This is a genomic window from Chryseobacterium sp. LJ668 (assembly GCF_019613955.1).
GTDB lineage: Bacteria > Bacteroidota > Bacteroidia > Flavobacteriales > Weeksellaceae > Chryseobacterium.
Genome location: NZ_CP080443.1, coordinates 2,824,684 through 2,846,543 on the forward strand (window position 1 = coordinate 2,824,684; position 21,860 = coordinate 2,846,543).

At 34.8% G+C, this 21,860-nt stretch carries 19 protein-coding genes and 2 pseudogenes; 20 read left to right on the forward strand and 1 reads right to left on the reverse strand.

Annotated features, from left to right (window positions below):
- Positions 1 to 2 precede the first annotated feature (2 nt).
- From K0U91_RS16380 to K0U91_RS13225, 17 genes and pseudogenes are all read left to right on the forward strand, one after another.
- A pseudogene (locus K0U91_RS16380) lies at positions 3 to 188 on the forward strand (RHS repeat-associated core domain-containing protein); the annotation flags it as partial.
- A gap of 119 nt (positions 189 to 307) precedes the next feature.
- On the forward strand, positions 308 to 862 hold the full coding sequence (locus K0U91_RS13150; protein ID WP_220179081.1) for a hypothetical protein: 555 nt from the start codon (positions 308 to 310) through the stop codon (positions 860 to 862).
- A 1-nt stretch (position 863) separates the two neighbouring features.
- Positions 864 to 1,232 carry a hypothetical protein gene (locus tag K0U91_RS13155; RefSeq protein WP_220179082.1) on the forward strand — a complete coding sequence of 123 codons (369 nt, stop codon included), beginning with the start codon at positions 864 to 866 and terminating at the stop codon, positions 1,230 to 1,232.
- Between the two features lie 53 nt (positions 1,233 to 1,285).
- Positions 1,286 to 1,474, forward strand: a pseudogene (locus K0U91_RS16385) (RHS repeat domain-containing protein); the annotation flags it as partial.
- 386 nt (positions 1,475 to 1,860) lie between these two features.
- Complete coding sequence (locus K0U91_RS13165; protein ID WP_220179084.1) at positions 1,861 to 2,109, forward strand: hypothetical protein; 249 nt, start codon at positions 1,861 to 1,863, stop codon at positions 2,107 to 2,109.
- Positions 2,110 to 2,129: 20 nt separating this feature from the next.
- Positions 2,130 to 2,624 carry a hypothetical protein gene (locus K0U91_RS13170; protein WP_220179085.1) on the forward strand — a complete coding sequence of 165 codons (495 nt, stop codon included), beginning with the start codon at positions 2,130 to 2,132 and terminating at the stop codon, positions 2,622 to 2,624.
- A 272-nt stretch (positions 2,625 to 2,896) separates the two neighbouring features.
- Positions 2,897 to 3,328: an RHS repeat domain-containing protein gene (locus tag K0U91_RS16305; RefSeq protein ID WP_408912591.1), complete on the forward strand. Its 432-nt coding sequence runs from the start codon at positions 2,897 to 2,899 to the stop codon at positions 3,326 to 3,328.
- A 406-nt stretch (positions 3,329 to 3,734) separates the two neighbouring features.
- A complete protein-coding gene (locus K0U91_RS13180; RefSeq protein ID WP_220179086.1) occupies positions 3,735 to 3,923 on the forward strand; it encodes a hypothetical protein in 189 nt (62 codons plus the stop codon).
- A gap of 666 nt (positions 3,924 to 4,589) precedes the next feature.
- On the forward strand, positions 4,590 to 5,138 hold the full coding sequence (locus tag K0U91_RS13185; RefSeq protein WP_219969283.1) for a type 1 glutamine amidotransferase domain-containing protein: 549 nt from the start codon (positions 4,590 to 4,592) through the stop codon (positions 5,136 to 5,138).
- Between the two features lie 303 nt (positions 5,139 to 5,441).
- Positions 5,442 to 7,247: a translational GTPase TypA gene (gene typA / locus K0U91_RS13190; protein WP_219969282.1), complete on the forward strand. Its 1,806-nt coding sequence runs from the start codon at positions 5,442 to 5,444 to the stop codon at positions 7,245 to 7,247.
- Between the two features lie 209 nt (positions 7,248 to 7,456).
- Complete coding sequence (locus K0U91_RS13195; protein WP_220179087.1) at positions 7,457 to 8,572, forward strand: M23 family metallopeptidase; 1,116 nt, start codon at positions 7,457 to 7,459, stop codon at positions 8,570 to 8,572.
- 186 nt (positions 8,573 to 8,758) lie between these two features.
- Complete coding sequence (locus K0U91_RS13200; RefSeq protein WP_220179088.1) at positions 8,759 to 10,360, forward strand: glycoside hydrolase family 10 protein; 1,602 nt, start codon at positions 8,759 to 8,761, stop codon at positions 10,358 to 10,360.
- 231 nt (positions 10,361 to 10,591) lie between these two features.
- On the forward strand, positions 10,592 to 11,143 hold the full coding sequence (locus K0U91_RS13205) for a ferritin (protein WP_219969279.1): 552 nt from the start codon (positions 10,592 to 10,594) through the stop codon (positions 11,141 to 11,143).
- A gap of 201 nt (positions 11,144 to 11,344) precedes the next feature.
- Positions 11,345 to 12,436: a redox-regulated ATPase YchF gene (gene ychF / locus K0U91_RS13210; RefSeq protein WP_220179089.1), complete on the forward strand. Its 1,092-nt coding sequence runs from the start codon at positions 11,345 to 11,347 to the stop codon at positions 12,434 to 12,436.
- An 82-nt stretch (positions 12,437 to 12,518) separates the two neighbouring features.
- Positions 12,519 to 13,595 (forward strand): hypothetical protein, encoded by a 1,077-nt coding sequence (locus K0U91_RS13215; protein WP_220179090.1) that lies wholly within the window; start codon positions 12,519 to 12,521, stop codon positions 13,593 to 13,595.
- A gap of 35 nt (positions 13,596 to 13,630) precedes the next feature.
- Positions 13,631 to 14,569 (forward strand): helix-turn-helix domain-containing protein, encoded by a 939-nt coding sequence (locus K0U91_RS13220; protein ID WP_220179091.1) that lies wholly within the window; start codon positions 13,631 to 13,633, stop codon positions 14,567 to 14,569.
- A gap of 85 nt (positions 14,570 to 14,654) precedes the next feature.
- The gene (locus K0U91_RS13225) at positions 14,655 to 15,419 is read left to right on the forward strand and encodes an SDR family NAD(P)-dependent oxidoreductase (protein WP_220179092.1); all 765 of its coding nucleotides are present in this window, start codon (positions 14,655 to 14,657) and stop codon (positions 15,417 to 15,419) included.
- 88 nt (positions 15,420 to 15,507) lie between these two features.
- On the opposite strand, the gene K0U91_RS13230 is transcribed toward K0U91_RS13225, so the two are convergent.
- Complete coding sequence (locus K0U91_RS13230) at positions 15,508 to 16,656, reverse strand: methionine aminotransferase (protein ID WP_220179093.1); 1,149 nt, start codon at positions 16,654 to 16,656, stop codon at positions 15,508 to 15,510.
- A 222-nt stretch (positions 16,657 to 16,878) separates the two neighbouring features.
- Between K0U91_RS13230 and K0U91_RS13235 the strand changes: the two genes are divergently transcribed.
- From K0U91_RS13235 to K0U91_RS13245, 3 genes are read left to right on the forward strand one after another with little or no spacing between them, the layout of a single operon-like run.
- A complete protein-coding gene (locus K0U91_RS13235; protein ID WP_219969274.1) occupies positions 16,879 to 18,765 on the forward strand; it encodes a DNA topoisomerase IV subunit B in 1,887 nt (628 codons plus the stop codon).
- A 13-nt stretch (positions 18,766 to 18,778) separates the two neighbouring features.
- A complete protein-coding gene (locus K0U91_RS13240) occupies positions 18,779 to 19,252 on the forward strand; it encodes a hypothetical protein (protein WP_219969273.1) in 474 nt (157 codons plus the stop codon).
- A 10-nt stretch (positions 19,253 to 19,262) separates the two neighbouring features.
- Positions 19,263 to 21,848: a DNA gyrase/topoisomerase IV subunit A gene (locus K0U91_RS13245; protein ID WP_220179094.1), complete on the forward strand. Its 2,586-nt coding sequence runs from the start codon at positions 19,263 to 19,265 to the stop codon at positions 21,846 to 21,848.
- The last annotated feature ends 12 nt before the right edge of the window (positions 21,849 to 21,860 follow it).

The window sequence follows — 21,860 nt, forward strand, 5'->3', positions numbered from 1 at the left end:
CCTATCAATATAAGTACAATGGCAAAGAACTTCAGGAAACTGGAATGTATGACTACGGAGCGAGATTTTATATGCCGGATATTGGAAGATGGGGTGTTGTAGATCCGCTGGCGGAAACTTCGAGACGTTGGTCACCCTATACTTACGCTTATAATAATCCGATTAGGTTTATTGATCCTGATGGAATGGAAAACAAAGACATTCATATTTTAGGTAAATTGGCTCAACAAGGTTTTGATCAACTACAAGCAAGTAGTAAACTTTCAATGGAATTTAATAAGAATCCGGAAATGTTACGACGGCTGATTTGAGTAAAGAAGATTATAATAATCTTTCAAAAAGTGATAGAGCAATCTACGATGGAATAAAAAATGAGAATACAGACTCTAGAATTCATGCTGAAAATAACAATATTACACCAGATGGTGGTTTGATTCCGGGTGGATCTTTTGGAGGAGCAACATATGATAAGGCTACAGGTAAAGTTATCAGTAACCAATATGTTAATCCTAGTGTTTTAGGTAGTGCGGAAAACTTTACTGGAACTAGATCTGGTACTGGTATGAAACATGAAGTTGTAGAAAATATACTTATAGCATCTAAGGCTTTAGAAACAAAAACTTCAGTTCCTATTGATACTGAAGCAAATCAAAGCCCTATGTTTAGAGAAGCACATAATAAGACAAAAGCAATGATGCCAAATGATAATATCGTTATTATGGCGAGACAAAATTTTGACACTGTGGGTATGAGTATTAATAGATATTGGGAAGGAGTTGCTAAGAAAACTGATATTAATGGTAAAATACAAACAAAACCGTTATATAGGGTTGATATTAACGATAAAAGATTGAGAAAATAAGATGAAGAATTTACTTTTTTTATTAATAGTTATATCTATTAATTTTAGTTGCCAAACTAAAAAAAATACTATTAGTTCAAAACCTTTTAATTTAAAACGAAATATTATAGCAATGCAGGAGAATGAAAAAGCTTATGTTTTAATTGCAGATAATAATGATATAATTGAAGTCTTTAAACCGCCTTTTAATAAATCAACTACTTGCAAAAAAATGGACTTGAATAAAAAGTATAGTTTTAAAGTTTTTCCTGTAAGTAATTTAATACAATCTGGTATTGAATCACCAAATGAGTATATTTTAAATGACTCAACCATAATTAAATACAAGAATTACTATTCTTCAAAAAAATTTCAATTTTTTTGTAAATAAAAAACTCTCCAGCTTTGCGGAGATAAACAAAAAAACCTCAAAAATGTGAGGTTGCTTATCAGTATATGTACAACGGAAAGGAGTTTCAGGAGATGGGTATGTATGACTACGGTGCAAGATTCTATATGCCGGAGATAGGTAGATGGGGTGTTGTTGATCCGCTGGCGGAGAAGATGAGGAGATGGTCGCCATACAATTACTGTTTTGATAATCCTTTACGTTTCATTGATCCTGATGGGCGAGGTCCAAATTATTATGTTGGTACAGATGGAAAAAGAGTTGATGCTAATGTGGTAAATGGTAAAATAGTTTTAGGTACTAATGCGTCAAAAGATTTACAACGTATGGCTTCTATGACAAATGATTCTGGAAGTTCCAAGGGTATGTCTCAATTTATGGGAGTTGCTAATAATGAAACTAAAACTAATTTTCAAATAAAGTCAGAAAAAATTAATAATGGTTTATTAGGTCTACACCAAGCACATGACGCAAGTGGCAAAGCATTAAATTGGAATGATAAAACAAATACTTGGGATGGGAAAGCTGAATATATAAAAGATTCAAATGGGAATTTTGTTTACAAAGAAGCAACGATTACGATTTTCGAGGGAATCACACCCCAGATCAAGTGGATGTAGCGAATATCACAGGAGCTAATAACTTCACCAAGGCAGATGCAATGGTAGTAACGAATGCACACGAAGATGAACACAATTTAAATATAGAAGACACTAGTACTATTAAAGGTCGATCTGAAGGAATACCCAGTTCCAGAGATCCTGAAGCTGCCGCTACGAAGGTCGAAATGACAACTGCCGTTCAGATTGGAATTAAAAGAGATCCTGTCAATGCTGAAAAGTTTTTAAATTCTAATTAAAATAATGTAAAAAAGTTAACATGAATAAGTTTATATGTTTGTTTCTACTTATAATTGTGAATTGTAAGGCTCAAATAAAAAATGATAATGATTATCAAAATATGAAGGATGTAATAAATGAAAATATAAAAAACACTATATATTATGAAGTTTTAAAAGAAAATAATATACAAGCAAAATTTTATATTACGGATTTGTCTTCTGATGTAAAAGAAACTATAAAATCTGACTCTGTAAAAAATAAGCCATTACTAAGTGCTGGAGTTTATGCTTTTTATATAAAGGATATTAGATACTCATTTATTCACATTTATTTAAAGTCTAAAGGAAAAATAAAAATATTTGAATCCGTAAATTGTCCTCCCAATAATCTAAAAATAAAGCAAGCAATTACTTATATAAAAGATAATTTTGGATATAAAGAAAATTTAGTTGAAAGTGTTTCTAATTATTCAAAATATATTCAATATTATAAAATTGATCCCCAATCTAAATTTAATTGTGAAACACGATGAACACTCACCCCCCGCTACCGCACGATTGTATCGTGTGGCAGATAATAAAAACTTCGCAAAAAGCGAGGTTTTTTGTTTTATAATGCAGCTACACTTTTATTAAAGAAGTCTTTAAATTTTTTTGTGGTAAGCATTTTACCGATAATTTTAAAGACGGTGCTTTTGTCTTCTTCGTCGAGCTGCTGAATGAGTCTAACTACTTACGAAGCTATTTTGATTTTGAAAAAAATAAGTATATTTACAATTACAGCGATCATTTGGGTAACACCAGGTTGAGTTATCTGAATGGTCCGGGTGGAATAGAAGTTCTTGAAGAAAATAATTATTATCCGTTTGGGCTAAAACATGAAGGATATAATGCTTTGGCAGGAAACCCTAGTTATCAATATAAGTACAACGGAAAGGAGCTTCAAGAGACCGGGATGTACGATTACGGCGCAAGATTCTATATGCCGGATATTGGGAGATGGGGTGTTGTGGATCCGCTGGCAGAGAAAAGTAGAAGATTTTCTACCTACACTTATGCTTTAGACAACCCGATTATGTTTATTGATCCAGATGGTAGAGAAGCTACAACTTATACGGGACAGGCTGCGCAAGATATGGTGAGACAATTACAAAGTCAAATGCCTACTGATGATCATTTAATCAATTTGGGAAGTTTCTGTCTACTGATAATAAAAAAACAAATAATATTGTCATAGATTTTCAGAACCCAATGACGCTTATCCTTTTAACGCTTTAACCCCAACTAAGGGAACTGATGATAAAGTATTTACTAAATTTTCAACTAATATTATTGTAGGAAGATTAGAAGTTGGTAATAATACCAATATTTCAAGAAAATCTGATGGAGGTTTTAACGATAGTAGACCTATAGGAGCTGCTGTTTATAACTCAAATGGTAATTTTAGAATGAAATTAACAGTACCTGTAATTAAGAATATTTTAAATCGAAATTCAAAATAAATTATGAAAAAGACAATGGTTATGATTTGTTGCCTTTTATTATTTTTATGCAACGCTCAATTAAAAAAAATTAATTTCCTTATTATGATTGATGAAAAACCATGTTTAATTGTGAGCAATCTACAAATTGAATCTTAATCTATGAAATCAATTAATGCAAATTATAATGTTGGTGCAATTGATATTTCAGAAAATAATTATTCTACAATGATTGATGACAAATCATCATCTTTTAATCTAACTTTTGAAGCAATTCTGTCAAAAAACACTTATTTATCAATCTATTCAATTATTATCCCTAAATTTTTTTCAATCAAAAATACATTATAGTTAATATATTTAATATGGATAATAAAATATATAGGAAAAAATACTCGAAACTGATGAAAGATAAATCAAAATATTATGTAGTTATAGAAACACCCAATTCTATGAGATTTAATTAGTAGGAATAGTAGATAATGTATTAAAAGTGTTGGTTTCCTTTATTAATCAATTTTTGATAAATAACTTATAAAAATCAGTGGTAATGTTTCAAAGTTTGTGATGAGCATTTTAAAAGATTAAATTGTTGAATTTTAGCAATATTTAAAAATAAAACAATCAAAACAAGAGTAGGCATTCCCTGCTCTTGTTTATTTTTGCAGAAAAAACATATTTAAATGATTGAAGATCAGTCCTTGTGTATCAGAGTTAATGATGAGAAAATTTGTAAGAATTGTTATTCAAAAAACATGATCAAAACGGGAGTACAAAGACAAAAAAACAACAGTATATCTTTAAGAATTGTAAAGAAGATTTTTAGAGTTTTAAAGCTACAAAAGCTTATCAAGAGAACATCAATTCAAAATAATTCGACTCATAAGGGTATAGAGCGTAATTTAAATTAGTTAAAAAAACATCTAGACAATCTCTTTAACAAAAATTATAATTCCTAAAAACCTCCACGGCACCATTTTTTCTTATCCATTGACATAACATCAAAAATAAAATAATATGTCAAAGAAAATTGCAATCCTGTCGACACACGGTTTTGAAGAAAGCGAATTAAAATCTCCAAAAGAACATTTAGAGCAACAAGGCTGGACGGCTCACATCATTAGTCCGGAATCTGGAACCATCAAAGCATGGGCAGAGAAAGACTGGGGCAAAGAATATGATGTTGATAAGACGTTGGATGAGGTTTCGGCGTCAGATTACGATGCTTTGGTTTTGCCGGGCGGAGTCATCAATCCGGATCAGTTGAGGACAAACGAAAAAGCACTGACTTTTGTGAGAGATTTTTTCGACCAGCACAAACCTGTGGCAGCCATCTGTCATGGACCACAAATTCTGATTAATGCAAACGCTGTAGAAGGAAGAAATTTAACTTCAGTCAACTCCATCAGTCAGGATCTGAAAAACGCAGGAGCAGTATGGGAAGACAGTGAAGTAGTGGTAGACAACGGTTTGGTTACCAGCAGAACCCCAAAAGATCTTCCGGCCTTCAATGCCAAACTGGTAGAGGAAATCAACGAAGGAAAACACGAAGATCAAAGTATCTGATCAAACTAGTACATAAAGATAAAGGCTTGGATAGAGAATTATCCAAGTCTTTTTGTGTGCAACATTTCTTGTTTCACATAATGATGAGAATAACTTTGTAAGAGAACTATTCTTTTAGAGTCTAGTAAAAAGTAATCCGAAAATCTACATTCTCATCTTAGTCTAACCTCATCCTCAATCTCATTATTAATACCTCAAAACTCATAACCGCTCAAACCTTCTCATTATGAATTTGTTAATTAATAAAACTTTTTATGGTTAATTCATTAAAAATCACTAATTTCGCACCCGTAAAAATCATTCATGCAAAACATTAGAAATATTGCGATTATCGCACACGTTGACCACGGTAAGACTACTTTGGTTGATAAAATAATCCACGCAACAAGCGTCTTTAGAGACAATCAGGAATCTGGAGATTTAATAATGGATAATAACGATCTGGAGAGAGAGCGTGGTATCACTATTTTATCAAAAAATATTTCTGTAATGTACCACGGTACAAAAATAAATGTTATTGATACACCTGGTCACGCCGATTTCGGTGGTGAAGTAGAGCGTGTTTTAAAAATGGCAGATGGTGTACTTTTATTGGTAGATGCTTTTGAAGGACCAATGCCACAGACAAGATTCGTATTGCAGAAAGCTTTGGAATTAGGTTTAAGACCGGTTGTGGTGATCAATAAGGTAGATAAGCCAAACTGTCGTCCGGATGAAGTTCATGACAAAGTTTTTGACTTATTTTATAACCTGAATGCTACCGAAGAACAATTGGATTTCCCAACATTCTACGGTTCTTCAAAACAGGGTTGGTTCAATACTTCATTAGAACAAACTGACAATATTTTCCCTTTATTAGACGGGATTTTAGAACACGTTCCGGCTCCTGAAGCTAAAGAAGGTCCATTGAGAATGCAGATCGTATCTTTAGATTTCTCTTCTTTCTTGGGAAGAATTGCTATTGGTAAAGTGATTCAGGGTTCTGTAAGTGAATCACAATGGATCGGCCTTGCACAGGAAGATGGTAAAATCGTAAAAGGTAAAGTAAAAGAATTATACGTTTTCGAAGGTTTAGGTAAGAAAAAAGTTACTGAAGTGAAAGCCGGAGATATTTGTGCAATTGTTGGTTTTGATAAATTCCAGATTGGTGATTCATTCGTTGATTTAGAAAATCCGGATCCATTGCCAAGAACTGCAATTGATGAGCCAACGCTGAATATGACGTTCTCAATCAACAACTCTCCTTTCTTTGGAAAAGACGGTAAATTTGTAACTTCAAATCACCTGAAAGAAAGATTGATGCGTGAGTTGGAGAAAAACTTGGCATTAAGAGTTGAACCAACTGAAGATGCTAACACATTCTTGGTTTTCGGTAGAGGTATTCTTCACTTGTCAGTTTTGATCGAAACAATGAGAAGAGAAGGGTACGAAATGACGATCGGTCAGCCACAGGTTATCCTGAAAGAAATTGATGGGGTGAAATGTGAGCCTTACGAAAGTATGGTGGTAGATGTTCCTGAAGAATTTGCTTCAAAGGTAATCGACTTGGCGACACAGAGAAAAGGTGACCTTCACATTATGGAAACTAAAGGTGAAATGCAACACCTGGAATTCGAAATTCCTTCAAGAGGTTTGATCGGATTGCGTTCTCAGATGTTGACGGCTACTGCTGGTGAAGCGATTATGGCACACCGTTTTGTAGATTATAAGCCTTTCAAAGGAGCAATTCCTGGAAGATCTGTTGGGGTTTTGATCAGCAAATCTCAAGGTCCTGCAACTGAATATTCTATTGCTAAATTACAGGATAGAGGTAAGTTTTTCGTTGATCCGGGCGAGGAGATCTACGCTGGAATGGTGATCGGTGAACAAAACAAGCCGAATGATATGGTAGTAAACATTGTAGAAGCAAAACAGCTGAACAACATCCGTGCTGCAGGAAAAGATAAAGACGGTAACATCGCTCCGAAAATACTTTTCTCTCTTGAAGAATGTATGGAATACATCCAGGGTGACGAAGCAATCGAGGTAACTCCAAACTTCATCCGTATGAGAAAGAAAGTACTTTCTGAAGAAGAAAGAAAAAGAATTGAAAGAGGAGCGAAAGCTTAATCTGAAAATCTAAAATATATTGAAGCCCCGAATTTTCGGGGCTTTTGTATTTGTGCAAGACAAAAGTTTTTTTTCAAGTTTCCAGGTCTTGTTCAGGAGTTTGGTATTGTTCTTTTGTTTGACTTCGTTGAATCTTTTATTTCAGGACAAAAGAATATATATTGTATTTACTATCCGTCCTACGGCTAAATTTTTGTATTTAACCGCTTATGGTCAGATACAAATCATTTTTAGCCCTCATCCTTTCAGTTTTATTCCTCATTTCCTGTGACGGATTGAAGATTCCCAAAAACGTGTTTGAAACTTCCGAACGTGCAAAATATGAACGTAGCTTTTTGGGAGCAGATAGTCTGATGACGCAATGGAAGAGAGATTTTTCTGCAGCCGCCGCCAATCAACTGAAAATTAAAGACGGAACATCTTTAATCATTAATGCAGACAGTTTGGATACTCCTGCATTTGGATATTCAATAGAACTTCAAAAAGGAGATTTGCTTGTCATCGAAACCGAAACGATTAATGCGGATAAGAAAATATTCATTGATCTGCTTAATCAAAATTCCGGTTCTGAAATCATGAAAAGCGGTGTTATAAAAAATAATTTATTTTCAAAACAGATCACAGAAAACGGTTGGTATAAATTGGTGATGCAGCCTGAAATTGCTTACAGCGGAACATTTAAAATAAAAATCTACACCCAGCCATCTCTTACCTTTCCTGTTGCAGGCAAAGGAAATAAAAACGTTCAGAGTTTTTGGGGCGCAAGCCGTGATGGTGGTGGCAGAAGTCATGAAGGAGTTGATATTTTTGCACCTCGAAAAACTCCTGTTGTAGCCGTTGCTGATGGAACAATAGTACGAACCGGGAATCAGGGATTGGGTGGGAAACAGGTTTGGTTGCGTGACGATGCAGTGGGGAACTCGCTTTATTACGCTCATCTCGACAGTATTATCACCCAAAACGGAAAAAGCGTAAAAGCCGGAGACACATTGGGATGGGTAGGGAACACAGGCAATGCAGCAGGAGGAGCCACTCATCTTCATTTTGGAATCTACTCAACTGGTGGTGCCGTAGACCCCTATCCATTCATAAAACAACGTGCTGTTCCTCAAATGATTTCAGAATTAAATAAAAAAAAGTTTGATGATAAAAATCTAAAGGCCGGAAAGAATGTGAGAAGTGGTCCGGGAACTCAATACGCAATATTGGCAACGAATGACCTCAAAAGATCTGTTCAGATTCTTGCAACCGATGGACAATGGTATCATATCAAAACTTCAGACGGTCTTGAGGGATTTGTGGCAAAAGATCAGATCGAGCATTAATCCTGTCCCTAAGTCTTAAAGCCAAACCCACTCAAATGCTTTCTGAAAAATGTTTTTAAATAAAATTAACAGCATAATTATTCAATTTTGTACTGTTAATTTTATTTCAACTTTCTAAATTTGTATTTCTTCAAATAAGAATGAGATTGGTCTTATTCAAAACTGTTAACATCCTTTTTGCACTCTATGAAAATCAACAAAATAAAAATACTATTCATTTTAGGTTTTTTTGCCTCAATCAGCAGTTCGTGTTCTGTCCAGAAAAATACTTCAACGATACAAAATACATCTAAAGAGAACAGATATAAATCTAAACCTAAAGATTCTGCTGTTGCTGTTAAGCCACAGACGACCACAATCATTGAAACAGATTTTAAAGTAAATCTTCCTGCCATCAAGCGTGAGTTTCGGGGTGCATGGATTGCCAGTGTTGCCAATATCAACTGGCCTTCGAAAAATAATTTGTCTGTTGAGCAGCAAAAAGCCGAAGCCATCATTATGTTGAATATGCTTCAGGAAAATAATTTTAATGCCGTCATATTTCAGGCGCGTCCGTCCGCAGATGCTTTATATACAAGTGAACTGGAGCCGTGGTCATACTTTCTGACAGGAAAAACAGGTGAGCCGCCTTACCCGAACTATGACCCCTTACAATTCTGGATCGAAGAATCTCACAAAAGAGGAATAGAGCTTCATGTGTGGCTAAATCCATACAGAGCGCATCATTCTAATGGAGGTGTCGTTTCCAACCAATCGATGGTCTATAAGCTCTCAGATATTACCATAAAATTAAAAAACGGGATGTATTGGTTTGATCCTGCCAACCCCAAAACTCAGGGGCATGTATCCAATGTGGTGAAAGATCTGGTCAAGAGATATGATCTCGATGCGATCCATTTTGACGATTATTTTTATCCGTATGCAACGTACAACAGCGGAAGAGATTTTCCGGATCATACAAGCTGGAATGCCTATCAGAATTCAGGCGGAACCCTTTCAAGAGCTGACTGGAGGCGAGATAGTGTCAACAAATTTGTAGAAAGAATTTATAAAGAAATTCACGCAGAGAAAAATTATGTACGTTTCGGAATCAGTCCGTTTGGAATCTGGAAACCAGGTTACCCGGAGGGAATCGTTGGGTCATCGCAATATGATGAATTGTATGCCGATGCAAAATTGTGGTTAAACAAAGGTTGGGTAGATTATTTTTCGCCCCAATTATACTGGCCGATCGAATCTAAAGGTCAGCCGTTCGGTTCATTACTCAACTGGTGGAAATCTGAGAATACCATGAACCGCCATCTGTGGCCGGGATTAAATACGGTAGAGATTAAAGTTTCAGACCGCCCGACGGAAATTAAGAATCAGATTGAATTGTCTAGACAGATTTTAAACAACGATGCCGGTGAGATTCATTGGAGTATTGCAGGTCTTACAAAAAATTCAAATATGCTTCCAACGTTGAAAAACGGACCTTACAGAGAGAAAGCATTAATCCCGAAAAGTCCGTGGATAAAATCTATTCCCTTAGAAAAACCGACCTTATTTATAAATGATAACGGAAGCTTTATCAAAACAAGCTGGAGTTCAAAAAATATAGGAAACGTTTTCCAGTGGGTTCTTTTTACTCAATACAACGGGATCTGGGAAACTGAAATCCTGACTTTGGAAAAACTTTCAAAAGAAATTCTTAAAAACAAAGACGGTAAAATTCTAAATACTATTGCAATAAAGGCAATCGACCGTCTTGGGAATGAAAGTGACTACATGGCAAAGCAAATAAAATAAGTTGAGGAGTTATACTGTCATTCATAGTAACAAAAATCTTCCAATATCATCATATTTAAAGTCAGTTAGAAAAATCGAACTGGCTTTTATTTTAGATTCACTATAAATTAAATATATAAATTATTGACACACAATTTACTACAGTCCTGTCACGGCCAATTTATATCTAAAATATTGTCTCGGAATCATTTTTGTATCCTATTAAGCTTATACACTTAAAAATATATAATTATGAATACAAACAGACTTTCACCAAGACTGGAACAGGCTTTGAGCGACCAGATGAATACTGAAGATTTGCAGTCCAGAGTTTATTTTTCTTATGGAATTTGGGCTGCAGATAAAGGGTATGGTGGAATTTCAAATTTTCTCTTTCGCCATGCACAGGAAGAAAGAGACCACGCTGTAAAATTTATGCAGTATGTGCTCAACAGAGGCGGCAAACCAACTGTTACAGCACTGCCTTCACCGGGTCAGGAACCGACAAGTCTTTCCCATTGTTTTGATCTTGTTTTTCAACATGAAGTAGACAATACAACAGCAATTTATAACTTAGTCAATATTGCTTTCGAAGAAAAAGACTGGGCTTCATGGAATTTTCTGCAATGGTTTGTTAAAGAGCAAATTGAAGAAGAAACTTTTGCAATGAATTTAATAGATAAATTGAAAATTGCAGGTGGAGACAGAGCCAGTGACGAATCTCTGTTTACACTTGATAAAACTTTGGAAACACTACCGGACGATGCTGAGCAGGCGCAAGATGCAACCGGTGCAAACCCATAAAAACACTTCGTTAAATTATTATTTCTGAAAATCTGTCAATTCTTTTGGCAGATTTTTTTTATTATGAATCTCTCTTTAAAATCACTATCTTTGCTGACCTTTATTTTTAACATGCAAAAAGCAAAAAGCTGATTGCAAAAACCAGGTAAAGTATGGAGCCGAAAGGTTGCATAACACAATAAATTAAAACAAAATTTCGTTATGAAATGTGGAATCGTAGGCTTACCCAATGTAGGTAAATCAACTCTTTTTAACTGCTTGAGCAATGCTAAAGCGCAATCAGCCAATTATCCTTTCTGTACAATTGAGCCTAATTTAGGAACAGTTTCTGTACCTGATCAGAGACTATTTGAGCTTGAAAAACTGGTAAATCCTGAAAAAGTTTTACCTGCTGTTGTAGAGATCGTTGATATTGCCGGTTTAGTGAAAGGAGCGAGCAAAGGGGAAGGTTTAGGAAACCAGTTTTTGGCCAACATCAGAGAGTGCGAAGCGATTATTCATGTTTTAAGATGTTTCGAAAACGGAAATATCATCCACGTTGAAGGTTCTGTAGACCCGATGAGAGATAAAGAAATTATTGACATCGAACTTCAGTTGAAAGATTTGGAAACTATAGGAAAAGCAGTTGAAAAAGCTAAAAAATTCATCAAGTCAGGAAAGAAAGAAGATATTTTGACGTATGAAACGCTTCATAACCTTGAAAAATTTCTCGAAGACGGTAAAAATGCAAGAGAATTCCCGATGGATGATTTTGCAGCTTCAATCATAGGAGATGTTCAGCTATTGACCAATAAACCAGTTCTTTACGTTTGTAATGTAGACGAAAATTCTATCAAAAATGGAAACGAATGGATTGCCAAGATTGAAGAAATGGCACAGAAAGAAAAGGCTGAAGTCGTGGTTTTAGCTGCTCAGATCGAAGCAGATATCAATGAATTAGACACCTTTGAAGAAAGAGAAATTTTCTTGGAAGAATTAGGCTTAACTGAACCAGGTGTAAACCGTTTGATCAGAAAAGCGTATGATTTATTAAAGCTACAGACTTATTTTACTGCCGGAGTAAAAGAAGTGAGAGCGTGGACAATCGGACAAGGCTGGACGGCTCCTCAAGCTGCAGGTGTTATTCACACCGATTTTGAAAAAGGATTCATCCGAGCAGAAGTGATCAAGTATAACGATTACGTGAGCTACGGTACAGAAGCTAAGGTAAAAGAAGCCGGAAAGCTCTCTGTTGAAGGAAAAGAATACATCGTACAAGACGGTGATATTATGCACTTCAGATTTAATGTTTAAAAATATTAAAAGTTAGTTATAGTATTTTAAAGAGCGCTCCCATGAATTTGGGAGCGTTTTTGTTATCTTCATAAAAAGTTTTATGAAATATTTTATGCTTTTACTGTTTATCTTATTTTTTGTATCGTGCTCGAAAAATCCCGAAGAAAATTGTTTTATTGAAAAGGAAGATAAGACTATTTATGAGGAAGAAAAACCATTTACTGCTCAGCAAATTCTTGAAAATAAGCCAGATTATCTTGAAGTGGTAAGTTTAAAAAATTACAGATCGTTCAGGCAAGACAGTATTGAACGTAATTATTTTCAAGATGAAGAATTAGAAGAAATAAAATGGGAAAAGAAAAAAGAAGAATACAAAGATTTTAAGGAGAAATTTGATGATCAGTTTTCATGCTCTAATAAACAAGTTTTGGGAAGTGCTCAATACTGTTTGGGGGAAAATAATCTGGGATACTGGCTGTTGAAAATTGAAAATAATAAAACAAATGCTTATTTTTTAGGATTGAGTTTCAGCCATTATTATTTTAATGAAATTCAGAAAAAGCCAATGATCAATAAGGGTTTTTTAGAACTTGAAGGAAGTCTCGTTAAAATTGTTAAAGTTGCTGGCTTACCTGGATATGATGATTATTCTGCGATTGCAGACGGAAAATTATTTAAAATTAAATTAGAAGATTTAATGAAAGATTCCGACGATGATGGCTATAATGATATTTTTGAAAACGGTTTTGGTTTAAATCCGGATAGAAAAGATTCGGATGGTGACGGAATTGATGATTTTAAAGACCTCAATCCGATGTTTAAATCTGAGAAAAATAAATTTACCCAACTTTACGAAGATCTTCTTCCTGATTATGGAAATGAAAATCTTCGTGATCATAATTATTTTTTTGAAGTTTTTATCAGTGATTGCGATTACTTTCATCAGATAAATCCTAAATATCATGTTTTATTTATTCCAGAAGATTTGAAATCACAAACAGATTATGTGAAAATTACTGATGTGTCAAGACATGGAATTGATAAAATCAAGAAAAATAAAAATAATCCGGATATTTTTTATATAAACAGTTGGGGAAGCGGCAGTTCGAGCGATTTTTCTGCTGAATATAAGAACGGAAAATGGGTTTTAACTATGGTAGGACAAACAGTGTCATAAAATTTTTTATATTTGATTCATACAAATTCCGCATCATGGAAAAAATTGCTCACGCTTCTTTAGAAGACTTTTATGGAGAAATGGCAAAAATGCTCGGGAAAGATCTGGAAAGTATTTTTCCTAAAGGACTTCACAAAGATATCGGTCATTTTAATGTTTTTGATATTGCTCAAACCCTTGCGAATGTCAAGAAGACTTCTGAAATGCCTTACAACAGAAGAAAATATTATAAAATCAGTTTGATTCGGGGTAAAAACAGAGCGGAATATGCAGATAAAGTAATTTCGATAAAAAAGAACGCTTTGCTTTTTGCAACGCCCAAAGTTCCTTACCATTATGTTCCTGAAGATGAAGATCAGAAGGGAAGTTTCTGTGTTTTCACCGGTGATTTTTTTACTAAAAATTCTTCTCAGAATATATTGGAAGATCTGCCTTTATTTCAGCCGGGCGCAATTCCTGTTTTTGAAATTGATGATAAAATGGCGGATGAAATTGAATTATTGTTTTCAAAAATCAAAAAAGAAATTGATTCTGATTATGTCTTTAAATATGATCTGATCAGAAATTATGTTTTTGAACTGATTCATTACGGACAAAAGTTACAGCCCGCCGTCAAATCTTCAACTTCTCACAACGCTTCGCTGCGTGTCGTTTCTTTATTTATTGAACTGCTCGAAAGGCAGTTTCCTATCGAATCTCCCGATCAACGTATTCAGCTGAAAGTTGCCAAAGATTATGCGGAAAGATTATCAATTCACGTGAATTATTTAAATAAAAATTTAAAAGAAAGTACAGGAAAAACGACCACCGAATTTATTGCAGATCGTGTCATTCAGGAAGCTAAGATCTTATTAAAGCAAACCAATTGGAACGTTTCTGAGATTTCCTACGCATTGGGATTTGAAGAAATTGCTCATTTTTCAAATTTCTTTAAAAGAAAAACTACAATTGCTCCTCTTGAATTTCGTTCGTGATTTGAATTATGCAAATTTCAGATTGATTGAAGCAAATAAAGAACTTACAAAATGACGGAACTTTGTCTCAATAAAAATATCAAAAATGGATAACAGAACAAAAGTCGCAGTAATAACAGGCGGAAGTCGTGGATTAGGAAGAAATTCTGCATTGAAAATCGCTCAAAAAGGTCTAGATGTCATTATTACTTATCATAGCAATAAAGAAGAAGCTGAAAATGTAGTGAGCGAAATTCAGGCTTTAGGAAGAAAATCGATGGCTGTGCAATTAGATACTAGAGATGTAAAAAGTTTCGATCACTTTATTAAAACCGTCACCGAGCATTTACAAGAAAATACAGGAAGCCCGAATATAGATTTTCTGATCAATAACGCAGGAACGGCTTTGTATTCTCCAATCACAGAAACCACTGAAGAGCAGATGGATGATATGTTCAACATTCATTTCAAAGGTGTTTTCTTTTTAACTCAGAAATTTTTGCCATTCATCAATGATGGTGGCGGAATCATCAATATTTCTTCAGGATTGGCAAGATTTGCCTTACCGGGATCATCAGTTTACGGTTCTATGAAAGCCGGAGTTGAAATGTTGACGAAATACATGGCGAAAGAATTAGGTTCAAGAAGAATAAAAGTCAATGTGGTCGCTCCGGGAGCCATTGAAACCGATTTTGGTGGAGGAAGAACAAGAGATGATGAAAATATCAATGCAATGATTGCTTCAAATACCGCATTGGGAAGAGCAGGTTTGCCAGACGATATCGGTGGAGTAGTAGCATTTTTGTGTACCGAAGATGCAAGATGGATCAATGCACAAAGAATTGAAGCTTCTGGCGGAATGTTCTTTTAAACTGACAAAAAATAATTTCTTTTAATTCATTATCTCTAGCGGATTTTGCGAATTGTACAGATCAATCAAAATCTGCTAGAGATTTTTATTACAACTTAGCCAAATTCTCGATCGCTTTTTCCAATGTTTCCTGCTTTTTAGCAAAACAAAGTCTGATTACATTTTCGTTCAGTTTATTTTTATAAAAAGATGAAAACGGAACGCTCGCCACTTTATGTTTAACCGTTAATTCCTGAGCGAAATCAAAATCAGATTTGTCTGAGATTTTATCATACTTCAAAGCCTGAAAATAGGTTCCTTCACAATCGAGCAATTCAAATGAAGTTTGCGCTAAACCTTGTCTTAAAAAATCTCTTTTTTCCTGGAAAAAATGATTCAGACCCAAATAATGCTCATCATTTTTCATATATTCCGCCAAAGCCATTTGAATGGGTGTGTTGACCGAGAAAACATTGAACTGATGTACTTTCCTGAACTCGTCTGTCAAAGCTTTTGGAGCGGCACAATATCCGATTTTCCAACCGGTAACGTGAAAAAGTTTTCCGAATGAAGCAACTAAAAGACTCCTTTCTTTCAGTTCGGGATATTTGCAGATGCTCAAATGTTCTTTTCCGTCAAAAATAATATTCTCATATACTTCATCGCTTAAAATGAGGATCGAAGTGTCCTTTACAATAGAAATAAGTTCCTTAACATCGTTTTCCTTTAAAATCTTTCCTGAAGGATTGTTGGGATTGTTTATAATAATCATTTTGGTTTTTTCCGAGACTAAATTTTTCACAACATTCCAGTCAATTTCATAATCGGGAGCTCTCATTTCAAAACGTTTTATAATTCCTCCGAAAAGCTCTACTGTAGGCTCATAACAATCATAGGCAGGTTCAAAAATAATGACTTCATCATCTTTTTTAATGAAAGTAGCAATTGTCGTAAAAATAGCTTGGGTTCCGCCTGCGGTAATGGTTATTTCAGAGTCCGGATGATAAGCCGTCTGATGACTGTTTTCGATCTTTCTAGCTATTTCTTCTTTTAGACCCATTATTCCACCCATTGGCGCATATTGGTTAAAACCTTTTTGAATGAAATGATTTACAAAATTTAAAAGTTGAGAATCGGGCATAAAATCAGGAAATCCCTGCGATAAATTGATGGCCTCATTTTCATTGGCCAATTGAGTCATCTGACTGAAAATTGTGGTTCCTACATTTGAAAGTTTTGAAAAAGGGAGTTGTATCATGTGATAAAAAATAATAAACTCTAATGTACAGCAATTTTTGAAATTTCAATTATATAACACTATTGAAATTTCTAACTTAATCAATATTTAAACTTAAGTATCTGTCAATTTTTAAGGTTTAAACTTTAAACCGACCCCTATAAAATATAGTAGAAAAAACGGTCTCAAATATTCGGATATTTTTGTTTATTTCGTACTTTTGTATGTTTGCTGAAATAATCTATGTCACAAGAAATAAACCCTGTATATTCCGAAGATAACATCAGAACCCTCGATTGGCAGGAGCATATTCGTTTACGTCCCGGTATGTACATTGGGAAGTTGGGAGACGGCTCATCTGCCGATGACGGTATTTATATTTTACTGAAAGAAATTCTTGATAACTCAATTGATGAGTTCAGAATGAAATCCGGGAAAAGAATTGAAATAAAAGTCGACGACGGGAGAGTAACGATTCGCGATTTTGGGCGTGGAATTCCGTTAGGAAAAGTGGTTGATGCAGTTTCAAAAATGAATACCGGTGGAAAATATGACAGTAAAGCCTTCAAAAAATCTGTTGGTTTAAATGGAGTGGGGACTAAAGCTGTGAATGCACTTTCAGATTACTTCCGTGTACGGTCTTTCCGGGAAGGGAAAATGAAAATGGCAGAATTTTCAAGAGGAATCATTACCGAAGATCATGTAGAAAAAGAAACTTCAGACCGTAACGGAACTGAAATTTCATTTGTTCCGGATGCTGATATTTTTCTTCATTTTAAGTACAGAAAAGAGTATATCGAGAGAATGCTCCGTAATTATTCTTACCTGAATCCGGGGTTAAAAATTCTTTTTAACGGCGAAACTTTTTATTCTGAAAACGGTCTTAAAGATTTACTGGAAGAAGAACTGGAAAATGATGTATTGTATCCGATTGTCCATTTACGCGATAATGACATCGAATTGGCGGTGACGCATACTGATAAATCACAAACAGAAACGTATTTTTCTTTCGTCAACGGACAAAATACTACCCAGGGCGGAACACATTTGAATGCATTTCGTGAAGCTTACGTAAAAACGATCCGTGAGTTTTTTAATAAAAATTTTGATGCATCAGATATCAGAAAATCTATTGTCGCAGCAATTTCAATCAATGTCGAAGAACCGGTTTTTGAATCTCAGACGAAAACGAAATTGGGCTCAAACGATATTGGCCCCAATGGTCCGACCGTAAGAATTTTTATTATCGATTTCTTAAAAAGTAAGTTGGATAATTTCCTGCATAAAAATCCTGAGATTGCAGAAGCGATTCAGAGAAAAATTTTAATTTCAGAAAGAGAAAGAAAAGAACTTTCAGGAATTCAGAAGTTGGCGAGAGAAAGGGCAAAAAAAGTTTCGCTTCACAATAAAAAATTGCGTGACTGCAGACAGCATTACAACGATCAAAAAGCAGAAAGAAAAGCCGAAACTCAGATTTTCATTACCGAGGGAGATTCTGCATCAGGATCTATCACAAAATCTAGAGATGTAGAAACACAGGCTGTATTTTCTTTAAAAGGTAAACCGTTGAACTGTTATGGTTTAACCAAAAAAGTAGTTTATGAAAATGAAGAATTCAACCTTTTGCAAGCTGCTTTAAACATTGAAGAAAGCCTTGAAGATTTAAGATATAATCAGGTTATTATCGCAACCGATGCTGATGTTGACGGAATGCACATCAGACTTCTGATGATCACTTTTTTCCTTCAGTTTTTCCCTGATGTGATCAAGAACGGACATTTGTATATCCTCCAGACACCATTATTCAGAGTGAGAAATAAAAAGGAAACCAGATATTGTTATTCTGAGTTGGAAAGGGTAAAAGCTTTAAATGAACTAGGTAAAAACCCTGAGATTACCCGATTTAAAGGTTTGGGAGAAATTTCGCCCGATGAATTTAAGAATTTCATTGGAAAAGATATTCGCCTAGAACCTGTTGTTCTGGGAAAAGATCAAACGATTGAGCAGCTGCTCGAGTTTTATATGGGCAAAAATACGCCTGACAGACAGGTTTTTATTCTTGAAAATCTAGTGGTTGAAGATTCTAATATCAGTGATAAAGAAATAGTAATAGAAGCTGAAGAGTTATAAAATATGAACACAAATGAGATTAAGTAACCGAAGTAAAGCTCCAATCTACAATTTTGTCAATACATTATTATTGATGACATTATTAATAGGAATCATTGCATTTTTATTGGAAGAATATAAGTTTAATATTTTGGGATTAGAAAGCTATCTTTTAATCATCATTCCACTCATTTTATTAACTCTTTATTATCTTAACGGCAGGCAGATTTTTGAATATGACAGTGATGGTGAAGCCATTCATTTTAGAAACAGAAATATTATACCCTTTTTAAGCAAAGCTTTAAGTGATGAATTTCCAAAATACAAACTCATTAAGTATGATGTGGTGAACATATTTTTTGTAAAAAGATTGTATTTAACAATATCTAGCAAAAACAGTGGTTCTACCATTTTAAAATACGAAATATCATATCTGACGCAGAAAGAAGTCAATGATTTGAAATTTTCGCTCAGTAAAGTAATCAAAGCAAATAAAGAAAGAAGATAGTAAGAAAGCAATGATAGAAGAAAACGCTCACGAAGGCGAAAGCTTAAAAAAAGTTTCAGGACTGTACAAAGACTGGTTTCTGGATTATGCATCTTATGTAATTTTAGACAGAGCCATTCCGTCTGTTTATGATGGCTTCAAACCTGTTCAGCGAAGAATTATGCATTCCATGCGTGAATTGGAAGACGGCAGGTACAATAAAGTTGCCAATATTGTAGGGAATACCATGAAATATCACCCACACGGTGATGCATCAATTACTGATGCGATGGTAGGAATAGGGCAGAGAGAACTTTTAATTGACACGCAGGGAAACTGGGGAAATATTTATACAGGAGATTCTGCAGCTGCCGCAAGATATATTGAAGCAAGATTGACACCGTTTGCTTTGGAAGTGGTTTTTAACCCAAAAACTACAGTTTGGTCTAAATCTTATGATGGCAGAAATAATGAACCTGTAGATTTGCCCGTAAAATTTCCTTTACTTCTGGCACAAGGTGTTGAAGGAATTGGAGTAGGACTTTCCACAAAGATTCTTCCGCACAATTTTAATGAATTAATTAATGCATCTGTTGCTCATTTAAAAGGAAAAAAGTTTGAGCTTTTTCCCGATTTTTTGACGGCAGGTTTTCTCGATGTTTCAGAATATAACGATGGCCACAGAGGCGGAAAAGTAAGAGCAAGAGCCAAAATTTCTCAGGTCGACAAGCATACTCTGATGATTTCTGAGCTTCCCTTTTCTAAAAATACAGGCGATCTGATAGATTCGATCATCAAAGCCAACGAAAAAGGTAAAATTAAAATTAAAAAAATTGAAGACAATACTTCAGATAAGGTTGAAATTCTGATTTATCTTCATAATGAGGTTTCACCCGACAAAACGATTGATGCATTGTACGCATTTACCGATTGTCAGGTTACTATTTCTCCAAATGCCTGTGTGATTGTCGGCGACAAGCCAATGTTCCTTAATGTTTCTGAAATTCTGAGAATGAATACCGATCACACGGTTTCACTGCTTAAAAAAGAATTGGAAATTGAACTCAATGAGCTGCAGGAAAGCTGGCATTTTTCTTCACTGGAAAGAATCTTCATTGAAAACAGAATCTATCACGACATTGAAGAAGTAAAAAGCTGGGAAGATGTTTTAACAACAATTGCAATTGGTTTAAAGCCCCACACAGCGCATCTTTTAAGAGAGGTTACTGAAGAAGATATTCTGAGACTAACAGAAATAAGAATTAAAAGAATTTCAAGATTCGATTTAGATAAATTTAAAGAAAATATTGCTGCGCTCGAAGGTAAAATAGAGCAGGTAAGGTATCATTTGGGCAATTTGACAGCTTATGCTATTGATTATTATTTAAATATACAGAAAAAATACGGAAAAGGAAAGGAGCGTAAAACCGAATTAAGGATTTTTGACACCATTGATGCCTCGAAAGTTGCCGTGGCCAACGAAAAATTCTACGCCAATTTTGAAGAAGGTTTCGTAGGAACTTCATTGAAAAAAGATCAGTTTTTATTTGATTGTTCAGACATTGATGACATCATTACCTTCCGGAAAGACGGATGCATGAAGGTTGTAAAAGTAGAAGCCAAAACATTTATCGGAAAAGATATTCTCCACGTTGCGATCTGGAAGAAAAATGATAAACGTACCGTCTACAATATGATTTACCGTGAAGGAATGCAAGGTCCGTACTACATGAAACGTTTTTCTGTAACCGGTGTGACAAGAAATACAGATTACCCTTTAGCATCAGACACAAAAGGTTCTGAAACACTTTATTTCTCAGCAAATCCTAATGGTGAAGCGGAGACAGTGACGGTTCTTTTAAAGCCGAACCCAAGAATCAGAAAAAATAAAATGGATATTGATTTCTCTGAAATAGGGATCAAAGGACGTGACTCTAAAGGAAATCTGGTTACCAAATATTCTATAAAAAAAGTAGATCTCAAAGAAGAGGGTGTTTCTACTTTGGCACCACGAAAAATCTGGTTTGATGATACGGTAAGACGCTTAAATGCCGATGTAAGAGGAACTCTACTGGGAAGCTTCAAAGGAGATGACAAAATCCTGACCGTTAATTCTCAGGGTGAAGCAAAACTGATTAGCTTTGACCTTGGAAACCGATTTGATGACGAATATATCATCCTCGAAAAGTGGCGACCACAACAGCCTATCACCTGTATCTATTATGATGGCGAAAAAGATATTTATTTTATCAAAAGATTTTTGCTTGAAAATACAACCAATCCGCAGACCTTTATGCCATCTGAGCATCCGAAATCTTTTATTGAAAGAATTTTAGTCTCTAATGGCGCAACAGCAGAGATCATTTTCGCAAAAGACAAAGGAAAAGAGCGTGAACCGGAAACGGTAAACGTAGATGAATTTATTGGTGTAAAAGGAATTAAGGCAATCGGAAATCAATTTACCAAATTTAAGGTAAAAACAATTAATATCACCGTTCCCGAACCGGAAGAAGAGGAAGAACCTGAAGTGTATGAAGAACCAGAAATTACGCCTTCACCAGACGATGACGGCGGAACGATTGGTAATCTTTTTGAAGAGGGAAGTATAGAAAATTAAGAAAATATGAAT

Excerpts from the sequence above, each read along its gene's own strand:
- K0U91_RS13155 (WP_220179082.1), top strand. The coding sequence starts at position 864 with ATGAAGAATTTACTTTTTTTATTAATAGTTATATCTATTAATTTTAGT.
- K0U91_RS13170 (WP_220179085.1), top strand. The coding sequence starts at position 2,130 with ATGAATAAGTTTATATGTTTGTTTCTACTTATAATTGTGAATTGTAAG.
- K0U91_RS13180 (WP_220179086.1), top strand. The coding sequence starts at position 3,735 with ATGAAATCAATTAATGCAAATTATAATGTTGGTGCAATTGATATTTCA.
- K0U91_RS13185 (WP_219969283.1), top strand. The coding sequence starts at position 4,590 with ATGTCAAAGAAAATTGCAATCCTGTCGACACACGGTTTTGAAGAAAGC.
- typA (WP_219969282.1), top strand. The coding sequence starts at position 5,442 with ATGCAAAACATTAGAAATATTGCGATTATCGCACACGTTGACCACGGT.
- K0U91_RS13195 (WP_220179087.1), top strand. The coding sequence starts at position 7,457 with ATGGTCAGATACAAATCATTTTTAGCCCTCATCCTTTCAGTTTTATTC.
- K0U91_RS13200 (WP_220179088.1), top strand. The coding sequence starts at position 8,759 with ATGAAAATCAACAAAATAAAAATACTATTCATTTTAGGTTTTTTTGCC.
- K0U91_RS13205 (WP_219969279.1), top strand. The coding sequence starts at position 10,592 with ATGAATACAAACAGACTTTCACCAAGACTGGAACAGGCTTTGAGCGAC.
- ychF (WP_220179089.1), top strand. The coding sequence starts at position 11,345 with ATGAAATGTGGAATCGTAGGCTTACCCAATGTAGGTAAATCAACTCTT.
- K0U91_RS13215 (WP_220179090.1), top strand. The coding sequence starts at position 12,519 with ATGAAATATTTTATGCTTTTACTGTTTATCTTATTTTTTGTATCGTGC.
- K0U91_RS13220 (WP_220179091.1), top strand. The coding sequence starts at position 13,631 with ATGGAAAAAATTGCTCACGCTTCTTTAGAAGACTTTTATGGAGAAATG.
- K0U91_RS13225 (WP_220179092.1), top strand. The coding sequence starts at position 14,655 with ATGGATAACAGAACAAAAGTCGCAGTAATAACAGGCGGAAGTCGTGGA.
- K0U91_RS13230 (WP_220179093.1), bottom strand. The coding sequence starts at position 16,656 with ATGATACAACTCCCTTTTTCAAAACTTTCAAATGTAGGAACCACAATT.
- K0U91_RS13235 (WP_219969274.1), top strand. The coding sequence starts at position 16,879 with ATGTCACAAGAAATAAACCCTGTATATTCCGAAGATAACATCAGAACC.
- K0U91_RS13240 (WP_219969273.1), top strand. The coding sequence starts at position 18,779 with ATGAGATTAAGTAACCGAAGTAAAGCTCCAATCTACAATTTTGTCAAT.
- K0U91_RS13245 (WP_220179094.1), top strand. The coding sequence starts at position 19,263 with ATGATAGAAGAAAACGCTCACGAAGGCGAAAGCTTAAAAAAAGTTTCA.